This is a genomic window from Pseudomonas sp. SWRI154 (assembly GCF_014268645.1).
Taxonomy (GTDB): domain Bacteria; phylum Pseudomonadota; class Gammaproteobacteria; order Pseudomonadales; family Pseudomonadaceae; genus Aquipseudomonas; species Aquipseudomonas marvdashtae.
Genome location: NZ_JABWQW010000003.1, coordinates 241,293 through 256,109 on the forward strand (window position 1 = coordinate 241,293; position 14,817 = coordinate 256,109).

The 14,817-nt window shown below is 61.7% G+C and carries 9 protein-coding genes; 2 read left to right on the forward strand and 7 right to left on the reverse strand.

The window, feature by feature from the left end:
- Positions 1 to 5 precede the first annotated feature (5 nt).
- The 7 genes from HU806_RS04630 to HU806_RS04660 all read right to left on the reverse strand — a co-directional run bounded on the left by HU806_RS04630 (position 6) and on the right by HU806_RS04660 (position 11,375).
- Positions 6 to 1,676 (reverse strand): response regulator, encoded by a 1,671-nt coding sequence (locus tag HU806_RS04630; protein WP_186610251.1) that lies wholly within the window; start codon positions 1,674 to 1,676, stop codon positions 6 to 8.
- Positions 1,673 to 3,175, reverse strand: a complete 1,503-nt coding sequence (locus tag HU806_RS04635; RefSeq protein ID WP_186610252.1) for an ATPase domain-containing protein — start codon at positions 3,173 to 3,175, stop codon at positions 1,673 to 1,675. Before HU806_RS04635 ends, HU806_RS04630 begins: the two co-directional genes overlap by 4 nt.
- 152 nt (positions 3,176 to 3,327) lie before the next feature.
- Positions 3,328 to 4,383, reverse strand: a complete 1,056-nt coding sequence (locus HU806_RS04640; protein ID WP_186610253.1) for a tetratricopeptide repeat protein — start codon at positions 4,381 to 4,383, stop codon at positions 3,328 to 3,330.
- Positions 4,384 to 4,573: 190 nt separating this feature from the next.
- On the reverse strand, positions 4,574 to 5,998 hold the full coding sequence (locus HU806_RS04645) for an efflux transporter outer membrane subunit (RefSeq protein WP_186610254.1): 1,425 nt from the start codon (positions 5,996 to 5,998) through the stop codon (positions 4,574 to 4,576).
- Positions 5,995 to 9,174 (reverse strand): efflux RND transporter permease subunit, encoded by a 3,180-nt coding sequence (locus tag HU806_RS04650; protein ID WP_186610255.1) that lies wholly within the window; start codon positions 9,172 to 9,174, stop codon positions 5,995 to 5,997. The genes HU806_RS04645 and HU806_RS04650 overlap by 4 nt, the downstream gene beginning before the upstream one ends.
- 15 nt (positions 9,175 to 9,189) lie before the next feature.
- Positions 9,190 to 10,443 carry a multidrug efflux RND transporter periplasmic adaptor subunit MexE gene (mexE, locus tag HU806_RS04655; RefSeq protein ID WP_186610256.1) on the reverse strand — a complete coding sequence of 418 codons (1,254 nt, stop codon included), beginning with the start codon at positions 10,441 to 10,443 and terminating at the stop codon, positions 9,190 to 9,192.
- A 176-nt stretch (positions 10,444 to 10,619) separates the two neighbouring features.
- Positions 10,620 to 11,375: a substrate-binding periplasmic protein gene (locus tag HU806_RS04660; RefSeq protein ID WP_186610257.1), complete on the reverse strand. Its 756-nt coding sequence runs from the start codon at positions 11,373 to 11,375 to the stop codon at positions 10,620 to 10,622.
- A 387-nt stretch (positions 11,376 to 11,762) separates the two neighbouring features.
- On the opposite strand from HU806_RS04660, the gene HU806_RS04665 reads away from it, so the two are divergent.
- On the forward strand, positions 11,763 to 13,511 hold the full coding sequence (locus HU806_RS04665) for a type I secretion system permease/ATPase (protein WP_186610258.1): 1,749 nt from the start codon (positions 11,763 to 11,765) through the stop codon (positions 13,509 to 13,511).
- Complete coding sequence (locus tag HU806_RS04670; protein WP_186610259.1) at positions 13,498 to 14,817, forward strand: HlyD family type I secretion periplasmic adaptor subunit; 1,320 nt, start codon at positions 13,498 to 13,500, stop codon at positions 14,815 to 14,817. The genes HU806_RS04665 and HU806_RS04670 overlap by 14 nt, the downstream gene beginning before the upstream one ends.

Sequence of the window (14,817 nt, forward strand, 5' to 3'; positions counted from 1 at the left end):
GCCCATCAAACCTTGATCATCTCCCGCACCTTCGCCGTCAACAGATCAAACGTGAACGGCTTGGTGATCATTTGCATGCCAGGGTCCAGGAAACCACCGCGCACCGCTGCGTGCTCGGCGTATCCGGTGATGAATAGTACCTTGAGTTCCGGGCGGATCTGCCGGCCGATTTCCGCCAGTTGCCGCCCGTTCATCCCAGGAAGGCCCACGTCGCTGATCAACAAGTCGATGCGTTGGTTCGATTGCAGGATCGGCATCGCGCCGTTGGCGTCCCCGGCCTCGACGAAGGCGTAGCCCAACTCGCTCAACACGGCGCTGACCAATACCCGTACCGCCGGATCATCTTCGACGATCAGCACGGTTTCGCCATCTTGGGCATAAGGCGCCTGTTGGGTGGCAACCGTAGGTTCGTGTATTTCCTCGCCCACGAAGCGCGGCAGGTAAAGATTTACCGTGGTGCCTTTGCCGACCTCGCTGTCGATGGTCACATGGCCTCGCGACTGCTTACTGAATCCATAAATCATCGAGAGACCCAGGCCGGTGCCCTGGCCGATGGGTTTGGTGGTGAAGAAGGGGTCGAACGCTCGGTTGATCACCGCTTCAGGCATCCCACAACCACTGTCTTGCACGCTCAGCACCACGTAGTCGCCGGGCTGCAGGTTGGTGTAGGCGTCGGTGAAGCCGGTGTCCAGGTATTGATTGAAGGTCTGCACCACCAGTTTGCCGCCATCTGGCATTGCATCGCGGGCGTTGAGCACCAGGTTGAGCAGGGCGCTTTCCAGTTGGTTGGGGTCGGCTTCGGCGATCCAGAGCTGATCGTCCAGCTGCATGTCCAGGCGGATACTCTCGTTGAGGCTGCGTTGCAGCAACTCGCCCATGGACAGCACCAGGGTGTTCATTTGCACGGCCTTGGAGTCCAGAGATTGGCGCCGGGAAAAGGCCAGCAGTCGATGTGTCAGGCCTGCCGCCCGATTGGCCGACGTCACCCCCAGGTCGATCAGGCTGTCGAGGTCTTCGGTACGGCCGCGGGCCAGGCGTCGGCGCAGCAGTTCGAGACTGCCGATGATGCCGGTAAGCATGTTGTTGAAGTCATGGGCGATGCCGCCGGTCAACTGGCCGACAGCTTCCATTTTCTGCGATTGGCGCAGGGCCTCTTCGTTATGGCGCAGTTGGGCGGTGCGTTCCTCGACCTGTTGCTCAAGGGTTTCGAGGGTGGTTTGCAGGCGCAGCTCGCTGTTGCTGAGGTCGATCAGACGGTCCCGTGCCTCATATTGCCTTCGACGCCCGCGCAGGGCGGTGGTCACCAGGCTGACCAGCGTCACCGGGTGGAACGGACGCTCCAGGAACGTGACGTTGCCCAATTGTGCGCCGATGCGAGCGACCGGGTTGTGCTCGGGGCCACCGTGATGAGTCAGCAGGACGATGGGCAGGTCGGACCAGGCGGGTTGCTGTTCGATATGCTGGAACAGGGTTTCCATATCCGGCCCCACCAGAGCTTCGGAGGACACTACGAGCACGCCCGCCCCATGCTCCAGTTCTTCGCACAGATCACCCAAATGGCTGCAAACGACTCCGCCGAAACCGGCTTCGTTGAGAATCATCAGGGCGATCTGGCTGTCCCGTCCCAGCGGCGCGAGAATCAGCGCCCGCTCGGACAGCGGCGTCGCCGAAGTCACTGGGGGTCATCCTCGAGCAGCGGGTTGTCCGCCCCCATATAAGTCGGTACGCCACGCAGCACGCCCTGGAACGCCTCCAGTGGTTGGCCAATGGTCATGCTCCGCTTGCTGATGCGGAACTCACGGATAGTGGATTCATGGCTGCCGGTGCGTTTCTTGATAATGGATACCGCTCGGCGAACCTTGCCCAGGGCCTCGAAATAACGCAACAGGATAACGGTGTCGGCCAGGTAGGTGATGTCCACCGGCGCCTGCATGTCGCCCACCAGACCGTGTTGTGCGACGGTCATGAACGTTGCCGCGCCCTTGCGATTGAGGTAGAGCAACAGTTCATGCATGTGCAGGACCAAGGCGTTTTCTTCCGGCATGGCGGCCTGGTAACCGTTGATGCTATCGATAACGACCGTCTTGATGTCGCCCTCGTCGACGCAGCGACGCACGCGGTGGGAGAACTCGCCGGGCGACAGTTCCGCAGCGTCCACCTGTTCGATCAACAGATTCCCGGTTTCTTGCAGCGCATTCAAATCAATCCCGATGTGTCTCATGCGTTCGAACAGCAAGCCCATTTCTTCATCGAAGATGAACAGCGCAGCTTTTTCGCCACGTCGCACGGCGGCTGCCGCGAAGATCAGCGCAATCAGGGATTTACCGGTACCGGCCGGGCCAAGGATCAGCGTGCTGGAGCCGGTCTCGATGCCACCGCCCAGCAGGGCGTCCATTTCCGCGATGCCGCTGGACAGTTGCTGGCGCAGGTACTGGCCACGGTGCTCGGCCGCCACCAGGCGAGGGAAGACATGCAAGCCGTCGCTCATGATGGTGAAGTCGTGGTAACCGCCTCGGTACTTCTGCCCGCGATACTTGACCACCCGAAGCCGGCGCCGCTCTGCGCCGTAGCTGGGGGTCAATTCCTCGAGGCGGATGACGCCGTGGGCCACGCTGTGCACGGTCTTGTCCAGGGACTCGGTGGTGAGGTCATCAAGGAGCAGGACGGTAGCGTCATAACGCACGAAATAGTGTTTGATCGCGAGAATCTGGCGACGATAACGCAGGGAGCTTTGCGCCAGCAGGCGGATCTCCGAAAGGCTGTCCAACACGACTCGGGTCGGCTTGATGCGCTCCACCACCTCGAAGATTTGCCGGGTCGCTTCCCCCAGCTCCAGATCCGAGGAATACAGCAGGCTCTGCTGCTGATCGGCGTTGAGCAGGCTCTCGGGCGGGGTCAGCTCGAAAATGTGGATGTTTTCATCCAGCGTCCACCCATGTGAGGCTGCGCCCTGGCGCAATTCACGCTCGGTTTCCGATAGCGTGATGTACAACGAGCGCTCGCCGGCCTTGGCGCCGGCCATCAGGAAATGCAACGCGACCGTGGTTTTACCGGTGCCCGGTTCTCCCTCCAGGAGGAACACGTGACCCCGGGACAGACCACCGGAAAGGACGTCGTCCAGTCCCTCGATACCGGTGGCGGCTTTTGCGCTGATCGACTCGTTAGATGTAATCAAAAATAACCCTCTCATGACTAGGGGAGTGGGCAGCAGGCGGGGTATCGCCTGAAATGAACTGCCTGAACTCTTGACCTTTGGCAGTGATGGCGGTTCCGCTTCCTTTGACAAAACGCGCACTGCTGCACAACTTTCGGCTCGCGTCGATTGGCCTAGAGACCTTGTTGCAGCGCCGGGTCGTCGGGGTTCAGTTGTTCCAATTGGGCCAGCAGGATCTGGACATTCTGCAACTGTCCGGTCTCCTTCCAATAGTTGATCAGCAGCACACGTGCCTTGCGGTCGGCGGGGTAGCGCTGAACGATTTCCTGCAGCTGTTTCTGCGCGGCTTCCACTTCCTGCTCGGCGTGCAACGTAGTTGCCAAGTCATAACGGTAATGCCTGTTCTCAGGCTCCAGCTCCACGGCTTTTGCCAGGCCGAGCACCGCGTATTCGCTCTGGCCGTGTTGCAGCAGCCACATGCCCAGCGCATGTTGCAGATAAGCTGATGCCGGCTGGGTTTGCAACTGGCGGGCGAGCAATTGTCGTGCGGCGTCACCCTGGCCTTGCTTGTCCAGCACGTCGACCTGCATGACCAGCGCCGGCAGGTTGTCCGGTTGCAGGCGCAGGGCCTGTTCAAGTGCCTGCTGGGCTTTTTTCAGCTCGGCGTTGTGCAAATACAGGCGGGCGAGTTGATAGAGCGATTCGGTAGTGGGTGGCCCGTCGTTCAACACCTGCTTCCAGGTATCGACAGCGATCTGCATCGCTGCGAAATACAGGCCCAGTTCATCCGGCGAAGACCCCAGCAGCGCATCCACGGCAGCGAATCGGACGCTTGGCTCGTTGTCATCCAGCAGCGGGCCGAGCAACAGGCTGCGATGGGCGTTCGGCACCAGCCCGACGATACTGCCGATGGCGGCTCGCCGCACGTCTGGCGCTTCGCTTTGCAGGTCCGTCTGTGCCAGTTTCAGGGCTTGAGGGCTGGGGTAGTTGGGCAGTTCGGCGTGCAGCCATACCCGACGCTTGGGCGACAGGTCCGGACGTCCCAATTGCTGATACAACATCCGCGCGGCGCCAGGCTGGCCATTGCGCGCTTGTTCCAGGGCTTCGCTGTAACCGCGCTTGATAGCCTCGGGAATCTGCGGCGTCGTACTGCGCTGCCACATCGCGACAAGACCGATCGCCAACACAACGGCAAGACTGAGAAGCAGGTAGCGGCGAGGCGAGGACATACAGGTAATCCATAACCAGGAGCGTGAAATGTCGCAAGCTTCGGCCAGGCCGCGACTTGAGTCAAACCTTGTGGCTATCCGCGCACGAAACGTATGGGCGATCGAGCAAAAAAAGCCCCGCGTCCAAATGAAACGCGGGGCAAAAATTTGGCTGGTTGCGGCCAACCAAAGGAGCTCGGTTGGGAAGGGGTCAGTTGCTGGCGACGGTTTCCGGTTGCCAACCGCCGCCGAGGGCCTTGTAGATCGCGACGATGCCGCGATACAGGTCGACTTCGGCCTGGGCCTGGCTATCTTCAGCGGCCAGGCGCTCTCGCTGGGCGTCGAGGAGCACGAGGAAATCCTCCGTGCCTTCGCGGTAGCGAATTTCGGCGAGGTTGGCGGCCGCGCGGCTCGATTCGCTCTGGCGGATCAGCGAGATCAGGCGCTGTTGGCGTTTGCCGTAGTCGCTGAAAGCGTTTTCCGATTCTTCCAGGGCCAGCAGCACTTGTTGCTCGTAGTTCGCCAGGGCGCCATCCGCCTCGGCGCTGGCACCGCGCAGGCGAGCCCGCACGCTGCCCAAGTCGAAAGCTGCCCAGGTAATGCTCGGGCCCAGCGCCCAGGCATTGGCCGCCGAAGAGCCGATCTGCGAACCGCGGCCAGCGGTAAAGCCGAGGAAGCCGCTGAGGCTGACCCGTGGGAACAGGTCGGCCTTGGCCACACCAATGCGTGCCGTGGCGGCTGCCAACTGACGCTCGGCGCTAAGCACGTCCGGGCGGCGTTGCAGCAGTTGACCGGGGTTGCCAATCGGCAGGGCCTTGGCAATGGCCGGTAACTGTTTGGGGCTCAGGTCCACGCTCAGCTTGTCCGGACGCTCGCCGAGCAATGTCGCGATGCGGTTGCGCTGGCGGGCCTGTTCGGCTTGCAGTTGCGGCACGCTGGCTTCCACTGCGGCCAGCCGAGCATCGGCACGGACCACGTCGAGCTGATCGCCGACGCCGGCATCGCGCAGGCTTTCGGTGATCTTGCGTGACGCCTGCTGATTGTCCAGGTTCGCCAGGGCAATCTTCTCCCGAAGTTGGGCGCCGCGCAGCTGGCCGTAGGCATCCACCAGTTCGGCGATCATCGTCACCTGCAACTGATAGAGGTCGGCTTCGGTGGCCTGCTGGTCGGCGTCGGTGGCCTCCAGGTTACGCCGGATGCGGCCGAACAAGTCCAGCTCCCAGGCCATATCCAGGCCCAGGTCGTAGCGCTCGCTGTTGACCCGATCATCGGTCTGGCCCATCGGGTTCTGCCCCTTGCCCAACTCGCTGCTGGCACGGCTGGTGATCGTCGGCATGGCGTCATTGCTGGCGTCATCGCGAATCGCACGGGCGGCCCGCAGACGGGCGAAGGCCACACGCAACTCGCGGTTGCCTTCCAGGGAGCGGGTCACCAACGCGTTGAGGGTCGGGTCGTCGAACTGCTGCCACCAGATGCCTTCGAAGCGCGCGCGATCGAAGTTCTTCTGGCCGGCGGCGCCGTCGGTGGCGGTGGTGATATTCGCCGCCTCCGTTTCTGGCGCCTTGTAGTCCGGGCCCACGGCGCAGGCACTCAGTGCCAGGACCAGCAAGCTCGGCATGAACACTTTCAAACTCATTGTTGCGCCTCCAGTTTCAAGGCCCGGGCCGCTTTGCGGGCCTCGCTGCGCTCGACAAAGTTGCGGATCAATACATAGAACACGGGCGTCAGCAGCAGACCGAAGAACGTCACGCCGAGCATCCCCGAGAACACCGCGACACCCATGGCATGGCGCATTTCCGCACCGGCGCCGCTGGAGAACACCAGGGGCACCACGCCCATGATGAAGGCGAAGGAGGTCATCAGGATCGGCCGCAGACGCAGGCGGCAAGCTTCCAGTACCGCAGCCAGCGGAGTCATGCCTTCGAGCTGCTTATCCTTGGCGAACTCGACGATCAGGATCGCGTTCTTACAGGCAAGTCCCACCAGTACGATCAAGCCGATCTGGGTGAAGATGTTGTTGTCACCGCCCGACAGAATCACGCCGGTGATGGCCGACAGCAGGGTCATCGGTACGATCAGGATCACCGCCAACGGCAGGCTCCAGCTTTCGTACTGTGCCGCGAGTACCAGGAACGCCAGCAGGACGCAGAGCGGGAACACGAACAGCGCGGTGTTGCCCGAGAGGATCTGCTGGTACGTCAGGTCGGTCCACTCGTAGGTCATGCCGTTGGGCAGTTCGTCCTTGAGCAGTTTCTCGATGGCTTTTTCAGCCTGGCCGGAGCTGTAGCCCGGGGCGGCGGCACCGTTGATTTCAGCGGTGATGAAGCCGTTGTAGTGCATCACGCGGTCCGGCCCCGAGGTGTCGCTGACCTTGATAAAGGTCGCCAGCGGGATCATCTCGCCACGGTTGTTACGTACCTTGAGCTGGCCGATCTGGTCCGACTCGAGGCGGAACTGCTGCTCGGCCTGGACATTGACCTGATAGGTGCGGCCGAAGCGGTTGAAGTCGTTGGCATACAGCGAACCCAAGTAGATCTGCAGGGTGTCGAAGATGTCGCTGACGGCCACGCCATGGGTCTTGGCTTTTTCACGGTCGATGGCGGCATCGACCTGGGGCACGTTCACGGTGTAGCTGGTGAACAATCCAGCCAGTTCCGGCACGTTGTGGCTCTTGGTGATGATGTTCATGGTTTCTTTGTACAGCTCGTCGTAGCCCAGGTTGCCCCGGTCTTCGATTTGCAGGCGGAAACCACCAATAGTGCCAAGGCCTTGTACCGGCGGTGGCGGGAAGATCGCCATGTAGGCTTCCTGGATTTCCGAGTACTGGCCGTTCAAGGCGCCGGCGATGGCGCCAGCCGACATGCTCGGGTCCTTGCGCTCATCAAAGGGCTTGAGGGTCACGAAGACGATACCGGCGTTCGGGCTGTTGGTGAACCCGTTGATCGACAGGCCCGGGAAGGCCACCGCGCTTTCAACGCCCGGCTGCTTGAGCGCCATCTCGGACATGCGCTTGATCACGTCTTCGGTGCGGTCCAGGCTCGCGGCGTCCGGCAGTTGCGCGAAGGCCACCAGGTATTGCTTGTCCTGGCCGGGTACGAAACCGGTTGGCGTGCTGGAGAAACCGAAGAAGGTCAGCACCATCAAGCCTGCGTAAAGGATCAGGGCAATGCCGCTGCTGCGGATTACGCGGCCGACGGCGCCCACATAGCTGTGGCTGGCGCGGTCGAAGAAGCGGTTGAACGGTCGGAACAGCCAGCCGCCGAAGATCTTGTCGAGGAACCGCGAGAAACGGTCCTTTGGCGCGTCATGGCTCTTGAGCAATACCGCGGCCAGCGCCGGCGACAGGGTCAGCGAGTTGAACGCCGAGATCACCGTCGAGATGGCAATGGTCAAGGCAAACTGCTTATAGAACTGCCCGGTCAAGCCGCTGATGAAGGCGGCAGGAACGAACACCGCGCAGAGCACCAGTGCCGTGGCAATGATGGGCCCGGTCACTTCGCCCATGGCGCGCTTGGTGGCTTCGACCGGCGTGAGCCCTAGGCCGATATTCCGTTCGACGTTTTCCACCACCACGATGGCGTCGTCCACGACGATACCGATGGCCAATACCAGCCCGAACAGCGATAGCGCGTTGAGTGAGAAGCCGAACAGGTGCATGACCGCGAACGTACCGATCAGCGACACCGGCACCGCCACCAGCGGGATGATCGAGGCGCGCCAGGTCTGCAGGAACAGGATGACGACCAGCACCACGAGAATCAGCGCTTCGAACAGGGTGTGGACCACCGCTTCGATGGAGCCGCGCACGAAGATCGTCGGGTCATAGACGATGCTGTAGTCCATGCCAGCCGGGAAGCCTTTCTTTAGCTCCTCCATCTTTTCGCGCACATCGTTGGAAATCTGGATGGCGTTGGAGCCTGGGCGCTGGAAGATCGGGATCGCTACCGCCGGCTGGTTGTCGAGCAACGAGCGCAGGGCGTATTGGCTGGAACCCAGCTCAACCCGTGCAATGTCTTTCAGGCGAGTGATTTCACCATCGGCGCCAGAACGGATGATGATGTTCTCGAATTCTTCTTCGCTCACCAGGCGACCCTGGGTGTTGACCGAGAGTTGAAACGCTTGGGCATTCGGTGCTGGAGGGGCGCCCAGGGCACCGGCGGCAACCTGGCGGTTCTGTTCACGGATCGCCGTGACCACGTCGGTGGCGGTCAGGTTGCGCGAAGCGGTCTTGTTCGGATCCAGCCAGACTCGCAGGGAATAATCGCCCATGCCGAACAGCTGCACATCACCAACGCCACCGAGGCGCGCCAGCTCGTCCTTGATGTTGAGCAAGGCGTAGTTGGACAGGTAGAGCATGTCGTAGCGTTTGTCCGGCGAGGTCAAGTGCACGACCATCGTCAGGTCGGGCGACGCCTTGTCCACCGTGATACCGATGCGGGTCACTTCCTCCGGCAACTTGGGCTCGGTACGGGTGACGCGGTTTTGTACCTGCACCTGCGCGTTGTCCAGGTCGGTGCCCAGGGCAAAGGTGATGGTCAGGGTGATCTTGCCGTCAGCGGTGGACTGCGAGGACATGTACAGCATGTTCTCGACACCGGTGATGGCTTGCTCCAAGGGCGCGGCAACGGTTTCGCCGATCACCTTGGGGTTGGCGCCTGGGAAGTTGGCGCGCACGACCACGGTCGGTGGCACGACTTCCGGGTATTCGCTGATCGGTAGCTGGAACAGCGAGATGGCGCCGGCGATCAGGATCAGCAGCGAAAGCACCGCTGCAAAGATCGGCCGTGAAATGAAGAACTGGGAAAATTTCATCTTGAGTTCAGTCCCTTAACCGCGTGGGGACGCAGAGGCCAGTTTGCCTGCCGATCCGGACGGCGCCTTGGCGGGCGCGACCTGAGGCAAGTTGCTGGCTTCGAGCGCTTTGCGTTGTTGTGCCAGGGCGGCGAGGGTGGCTTCGCTGGCCATCGGCACGGTTTCAGGCGTAACCGGCGAACCCGGACGGGCCCGTTGCAGCCCCTTGACGATGATGGTGTCGTCCTTGCTCAAGCCGTTGCGCACGATGCGCAGGCCTTCGATCTTTGGTCCCAGCTCGACGGCGCGGTACGCAGGCTTGTTCTCGGCGTCCATCACCAGCACGAATTTCTTGCCCAGGTCGGTGCCCACGGCTTCGTCGTTGATCAGCACGGCGGAATAGGTGCCGCTGCCCACCAGCTTCAGGCGGGTGTAGAGGCCCGGCGTGAAGGCACCGTCCTTGTTATCGAATACCGCGCGACCACGAATGGTGCCGGTCTGCGGGTTGACCTGGTTATCGACGAAGTTCATCTGGCCTTGGTGCGGGTTGCCGTCTTCGTTGGACAGGCCCATGTAGACCGGTGTGGTCTGGCCGCGCTGGCCCTGGCGGGCGAGTTGGGTGTATTTGAGGAAGACGCGTTCGTCGGCATCGAAATAGGCGTAGACCTTGTCGGTGGAAACGACGCTGGTCAGCGGCGTGACGTCGGCGGTCACCAGGTTGCCAGCGGTGATCTCCGCACGGCTGACGCGGCCGCTGATGGGCGAGGTGACTCGGGTAAAGCTCAGGTTCAGCTTGGCCAGGTCCAACTGTGCCTGGATGCCCGCTACGGCGGCGCGAGCTTCCTGGGCCGCGGTGGTGCGCGAGTCGGCCAACTCAGCGGAAATTGCGTTGCTCAAGCGCAGGCGTTCGCCACGCTGGGCTTCGTTCTCGCTGCGGGTTGCAGTGGCGCGAGCCTGGGCCAACTGAGCTTCGAGACGACGCACTTCTGCCTGGAAGGGGCGCGGGTCGATCTGGAACAGCAGGTCGCCTTTCTTGACCAGCGCGCCTTCGGTAAAGGCCACTTCATCGATCTGCCCGGAAACACGCGGGCGAATCTCGACGGTTTCTGGCGCTTCGAGGCGTCCGGTGAATTCATCCCATTCGTTGACGGGCTGCTCCAGCACCTTGGCCACGCTGACTTTGGCCGCCGGCATGGAAGCAGCCGTGTCGGGAGTCTTGCCGCAAGCGCTGATCACCAGCACTGCCAACAGTGCGAGGGGAAAGCGCAGTTTAGAAAGTGAATGTTCCATGGATAGCATCCGCCAAGTGTATTGAGATGGGCGGATGATGCGTGGCGAGGTGCAGAGGAACGAATCGAATGAAACAAAGGTAACTATCATTCGGAATGATATAAGCCATCGATGAGCCCTTTGGGGCGGGGCTTTCGTTAGGTGGCTATCATTTGCACTGATGTTCTGGGCGCATCTTATGGCAGATAAACGTCATGGATACGTTTGATCTCGCCCTCCTTGCGCAACGCCTCCACCGCCTCACGCAAGTCCTCGACAATCTTCGCCGAGCAACGCCGGGAGCATGCCAGGTAAAGCTCGGCGCTGCTGCCGAGCGAACTCATCAGCAGCTTGCGCTTGGACACTTTGGGCCAGATGTAGCGACTTTCCGGGACGCCGTTGAACCAGGCATCGATACGCCCCATCAGGAGCATCTGGGCGGGGTTGTCGCCGATGGCCAGGGGGTAGATCTGGTCGTCCCGGAAGCCCTCGGTGCGCAGGATCTCCTCTTGGGCGCTGCCCAGGCCGACGCCTATCTTGCGGAAGGTTTCTTTCGCTTGGGCGAAGCTGTCCACCTGCCGGTCGAGGCTGAAGAAGGCTCGCTCCATGGGCATGATCCGGGCAATCCAGGTGAAGCGATCTTCTCGCCCCGGAATGCGGGACAGAGGCGTTATCAAGTAATCGCGTTCTTCGCTGACGTGTTTCTGTGCCCTGGCCCAGGGAAGCAGATGGATCTTCGCGGTGTACCCGGCCCGGGTCATGGCTTGCACCGCGACGTCGCCGACGATCCCGTGCCCCCTGGGGTCGTCGACGAAGGTCAGCGGGGGCGCGTCGAGAATGTGCAGTTCAAGCTCCTGGGACTCGCTGCGGGCACGACCGACTACCAGCAGCAACAGGCAGAGCAGGCATAATGCTTGGGTACGGCCATTCAATACGCGGCTGATCCGGCTCATGATCGATACTTCAGGCATTGAAAGGGCGGGGCGCCATTCTACGCATGCCGGGCGCCAGTCACATCGTCTTGCAGGCCGCTGTGTCATGGGGACGCGCTTGCATACACGGCGCGTTCTTGTCTGGACATATCAGCGTTTGTCATCCGGCCTGATTGCGTGTTCCTGAAGGTATAGATCATCCCGACGATAAAAACCCGGGCGCACTCCATCGAACCTTGTAAAAGCAGCGCCCCTTCAGAACCGCGCGCCCATGCCGATACAGCGCACATAACTTCTACTGTGCGGTCGCTTTCGAGCGCTCCAGCCAGAAAAATCAAGGCGTTCGTGTACTTGTACTCCCTACGATCCTCGCAGGTATGAACATAAGCGGACCTCAGGGAAAGAACCATGTCAGCCCATCCCAGGACCGAATTGGAAGGCGCCCTTGCCGAATGCAAAGGCAGTTTTCTTTCCGTTGCCTTTTTTAGCTTTTTCGTCAACTTGCTGATGCTGGTTCCCTCGTTCTACATGCTGCAGGTCTACGACCGCGCAGTCGCCAGCACCAGCCTGTCGACGTTATTGATGTTGACGCTGATCATGCTGCTGATGATGACTACGATGGGCGGCCTGGAATGGGTTCGCTCGCGGATCATGGTGCGGATCAGCACACGCCTGGACACGCTGCTTGGGCGGCGCCTGTTCGATGCGAGTTTCAAGCAGGCACTCAACTCCTGTGGCATGAACGCCACGGCCCAACCCCTGAATGACTTGAATGCGTTGCGCCAGTTCCTGACTGGCAATGGTCTGTTCGCGTTCTTCGACACGCCGTGGATTCCGATCTACCTCACCGTCATGTTCATTTTCCATCCCTGGTACGGCTGGATGGGGCTGTTGAGCGCGTTATTGCTAGGGGCGCTGGCCTTCGTCAACGAGAAGCTGACCCACGCGCCGTTGCAAGCCGCCAGCCGTGAACAGATGGCGGCCACCGCATTTACCAACAAAAGCCTGCGCAACGCCGAGGTGGTTGAATCCATGGGCATGCTGGGCAGTCTGCGCCAGCGCTGGGATGGGCAAACCCACAAGATCCTGTCTTTGCAAAGCCTGGCCAGTGACCGCGCAACGACCGTTGCCGCGGTGTCCAGGACGTTCCGCCAGATTGTCCAATCGCTGGTGCTGGGCCTGGGGGCATACCTGACGATCAATCAGGAGATTTCGCCGGGGCTGATGATTGCCGGTTCGATTTTGCTCGGCCGCGCCCTGGCCCCCATCGATCAGTTGATCGGCGTCTGGAAAGGCTTTTTGAGCGCTCGGGGGCAATACGCCAGGCTGCATGAACTGCTGCTCAAGATCGCCGCCGAACCGGAACGCATGTCGTTGCCAGCACCCGAAGGAGCGATCCGCGTCGAAGGGCTCTGTGTCGGATCGCCGAACAGCCGCCAGGCGATCATTCGTAGCCTCAGTTTCGAAGTGCCGGCGGGAGAGGTGGTGGGGATCATTGGTCCCAGCGGCGCCGGTAAATCGACCCTAGCCAGAGCGCTGCTCGGGATCTGGCCTAGCCAGTCCGGCACGGTGCGCCTGGACGGCGCGGACATCAGCCAATGGCGCCGGGACGAATTGGGGCCGTACATCGGTTATCTGCCGCAAGACATCGAGCTGTTCGAGGGCACGATCAGCCAGAACATCTCACGCTTCGGCCCGGTGGACGCGCCTGCGGTGGTCGCTGCCGCACGCATGGCCGGGGTCCACGAGCTGGTGCTGCAACTGCCCGATGGCTACGACACCGTGATCGGCGCCAATGGTGGTGGATTGTCCGGTGGCCAGCGCCAGCGCATCGGTTTGGCCCGCGCCCTTTACGGCGAGCCGCGCCTGGTGGTGCTGGATGAACCGAACTCCAACCTGGACGACGCCGGAGAGAAGATGCTCACCGAGGCGCTGAAAAAGCTCAAGCAGAGTGGGGCCACGGTGTTCGTCATCACCCATCGTTCCGGGGTGCTGGCGCAGGTCGACAAACTCTTGGTCCTCAATCAAGGCGAGCTGAGCCTGTTCGGTCCACGAGACAAGGTGCTGGCGCGGTTGCAGGGCGCAGCCCCAGCCACCCAGCAGGTCGCCGCGGTTGATTCGCAGAAAACCGGTGAGCAGCTTTATGCAAAACAGTAGTCCCTCACCCCTCGACAGGGTCGGCTTGCCTATCGACGACAAACCGGTGCGCCGCGTGGGTTATCTGATGCTGCTGGTGACCTTTGGCCTGTTCGGCGGCTGGGCGACCCTGGCGCCGCTCAACAGTGCGGCGCTTGCGCCGGGCGTGGTCACGGTCAAAAGCTATCGCAAGACCGTGCAGCATTTGGAAGGCGGCATCGTCCGTGAACTGCGCGTGCATGACGGCGACTTGGTGAAGTCGGGCGATGTGCTGCTGGTGCTCGACAACACCCAGGCACGTTCGGAGATGGAGGCGATGCGCAGCCAGCTGATTGCCGCCCTCGAACTCGAAGCCCGGCTGGTGGCTGAGCGTGACGCGTTGCCCGAGCCGTTAGCCGTCCCGACCCTGGATCCTGCCGACCCGCGCGTACGCGAGGCCCGCGACAGCGAAGCGCGGATTTTCCAGACCCGCCGCACTTCGTTGCTCGGTGAGATCGCCTTGCTGGAGAAGTCCATCGGGCAGATCGAAGAACAGATTCGTGGCTACAAGGCCATCGTCGCCAGCAAACAATTGCTCGCGGTGTCCTATCAGGAAGAAATTGCCGATTTGCGGGCGTTGTTGGCTGAAGGCTACGTCGACAAGCAACGCCTTCGCGAGCAGGAGCGCAGCCTTGCACGCCTGCAGGCCGAAATTGCCGAGAGCCAGTCCGAAAGCGCGCGAGCCGGGGTTCATGTCGACGAAGCGCGGCTGAAGATACTTCAGCTGAAAAAAACCTTCGCTACCGAAGTCGCGGGTTTGCTCGGAGACGCGCGGACCAAGGTCTACGAGCTGCGTGAACGACTGGCCACCTTGCAGGATCGCGACCAGCGCACCGATATCCTTGCGCCAGAATCTGGCCGGATCATGGGCATGACGGTGCACACCCTGGGCGCCGTGGTCAGCCCTGGCACCGCGCTGTTGGACATTGTCCCGGCCAATGAGGAATTGATCGTCGAGGCGCAGGTTTCGCCAATGGACATTGACCGGATCAAGGTCGGCAAACTGGCGGGTATTCGCTTCAGCGCGTTCAAAAGCGGCACCACCCCCGTCATGGAGGGCCAACTGGTGCAGGTATCCGCCGATCGCCTGGTAAACAAGGACACCGGCGCGCCTTATTACCTGGCGCGGGTGGCGTTGACCGACAACGGGCGCCTGGCGTTGGGCGACCTCGCCTTGGTGCCGGGCATGCCGGTCGAAGTGCTGATCAATACCGGCGCGCGGACACTGCTGGAGTACTTGATGCAGCCTGCCAGCAATGCGTTCGCCCGCTCGCTGATCGAGGATTGA